The 2,832-nt window shown below is 48.7% G+C and carries 1 protein-coding gene; it reads left to right on the forward strand.

The features are described 5' to 3' along the window. Nucleotides 1-2,832: FG-GAP-like repeat-containing protein (locus QUA38_RS28340; protein ID WP_333167751.1), on the forward strand; the 2,832-nt coding region annotated here is incomplete at both ends.

The raw sequence follows: 2,832 nt of genomic DNA on the forward strand, positions 1-2,832 counted from the left end.
TGTCAGTGCCGATAGTAACTACAACGGCCTCAATGCACCGGATGCGACTGTTGTTAACAGGGGTAACACCATACCGCCATCTGAGCAGATACCCCCATCTGGTGGCAGTTTTTCAGATTTGGATTCTGACAATGCTGCTAACCCTGGCATCACCGTCTCCCCCACCAACGGATTAATCACCACTAAAACAGGTGCAAAAGCCAAATTTACCCTCGCACTTAATAGCCCGCCGACGGGCGAAGTTTTGATTGGTTTGAATGTTTCTCCTCAAAATCCTGCAGAGGGTAGTCTCTCCACTCCAGGAGTTACCTTTACACCTGACAACTGGAATATTCCTCAAGAAGTTACGGTAACAGGCGCTGATGGTACTTTCAGTATGGCTGGTAACCGACCTTATACGATCGTTACAGCCCCTGCGATCAGCACTGATAGCAACTACTCAGGTATTGACGCCGCTGATGTCAGTCTTACCAATATGTTCGTTAATTCCGACAATCTATATCCTTCTCAGATTGTCGTTGGGCCAACAAGCGGGTTGACTACAACAGAAGTTGGTGGCACTGATAATTTCAGTGTTGTACTCACTCGCCAACCTATGGCTGATGTTGTCATCCCAGTCAGCAGTGACAACCCAGCAGAAGGAACTGTTTCTGTATCGACGCTGAAGTTTACTCCTGATAATTGGGATATAGCTCAGACTGTAACAATCGAGGGTATTAACGATAATCAATCTGATGGCGATCGTCCCTACAAAATAATCCTCGACCCGGCTATAAGCAGCGACTTTGCTGACAGTGGTGGCTTTTTTCCAAATTTTGTGTACTCAGGTCTCGATCCTCAAGATGTCAGCGTGACTAACCTCGAACGCAGTTACACTTTTAACAAAATCAATACGGAAATCTCGAATTATTTCGAGGGCGGAGCGATTAGCGCTTGGGGAGACTACAGCGGTGATGGGAAACTCGATTTTATCGCATCGGGCCGTCCTGAGCTACTTAGCACACTCGGTAGCGGTTTTAGCTTCACGGGCACTTGGCTGTACCGGAACACAGGCAGTACATTTACTGCTGAAAGTGGCAACACAGGTTTAGAGTTAGCTTCTGCCGCATCTTGGGGAGACTACAACAACGACGGTAAGCTCAATTTTGCCTTACAAACAAACCAATTGCAAAGTCAGGCTCAAACGAACGACATACCAAACTATCTTAAAATCTACGGCAACACTGGCAGCAACGAGAATGTATTCAACTCGGAACAGAGAAGTTCTGTTGATAGTTCCCAAGCATGGGGAGACTACAACAACGACGGCAAACTCGATCTCCTGAATGCCACCCAACAAAGTGCCACGAATGAAAATGCAGACGGTACGTATAGCACCCTGGAAAACGCAAGCTTACTGTACCGCAATACTGGGAAGAGCGATCTTGTTTTTAGGCCAGATATTACTGCCCAACTCCCGGGTGTTCTCAACGGTTCAGCAGCATGGGGAGACTATAACAAGGACGGCAAACTCGATATCCTGCTAACGGGCGATAGTCTTTCCGGCAAAATAACCAAGGTGTTTGGCAATACTGGCAGTGGGTTTAGCGAAGCTTTCGCTTTGCCCGGTGTTTCTAATGGTTCGGCTGCTTGGGCAGACTATGACAATGATGGCGATTTGGATATCTTGCTGGCAGGTAATTCAGATTCTGGCAACATCACTAAAGTTTACCGGAACACAGACAGCAGCTTTAGCGAAGACACGACGGTCGCCTTACCCGGTGGTAATTTTGCTGCTTGGGGAGACTACGACAACGACGGCAAATTGGATATTTTGCTCAACAGCAAATTGGAAGACAATTTCTACAGCAAAGTTTACCGGAACACAGGCAGCGGCTTTAGCGAAGATATCAGTGCTGGACTGACTGGCGCCGGTTTTGGAGCTTGGGGAGACTACGACAGTGATGGCAAATTGGATATTTTGCTGGGCAACCAAGTGTACCGCAGCAATACTGCGATCGCGAACAATCCTCCCACTGCACCCACAGGGCTGTCGGCTGAGCCTTCTGGCCGGGAAGTTACCTTCAACTGGAACAAAGCAACTGATGCTCAAACTCCTGCTGATGGTTTAAGCTACAACCTGCGAGTTGGCACGACGCCTGGGGGCAGCGACATTCTCGCTCCGATGTCTCTCAATGACGGAACTCGGCAAGTTGTAGGGTTAGGCAATGCCAACCAAAACACCCAGTGGCACCTCACAGACTTGTCTCCAGATAAGACATATTACTGGAGCGTACAGGCAATTGATACTGCTTGGGCTGGTTCAGACTTTGCCGAAGAAGGGACTTTTACCACACTCCCCAACAACCGTCCTATCCTCAACTACGGCCCGACTACAACCCCGTGGCATTACCAGTACATCAAGTCGAGCAGTTCATCGACATTCGAGTACACCTTCCCGCAGAACACTTTCACAGACCCCGATGAGGGCGACAAGCTGACCTACACAGCAACTCTGATGGACGGTAGTCCCCTACCAAGTTGGCTCACTTTCAACCCAGATACCCGCACACTCAGCGGCACAAGTCCTAAACTGCAGCAGTTAACAATCAAGTTAACAGCAACAGATAGGGCGGGTCTTAGTGTCAGCGACAATGACCTTACACGTCCATTTCAGGGAATGTTGCTGACATTTAGTTGCACCGGCGTAGTTATTGACGGCTACATATCGGGTGCTACTCTCTTCCTAGACGCCAACAAAAACACCGTCCTCGATACCAACGAACCATCCACCACAACCGACACAGGCGGTAAATTCAATCTCAACATCCCCTTCGAGATTTTCGACACCAA

The organism is Microcoleus sp. Pol12B4, assembly GCF_036701385.1.
Classification (GTDB): Bacteria; Cyanobacteriota; Cyanobacteriia; order Cyanobacteriales; family Microcoleaceae; genus Microcoleus.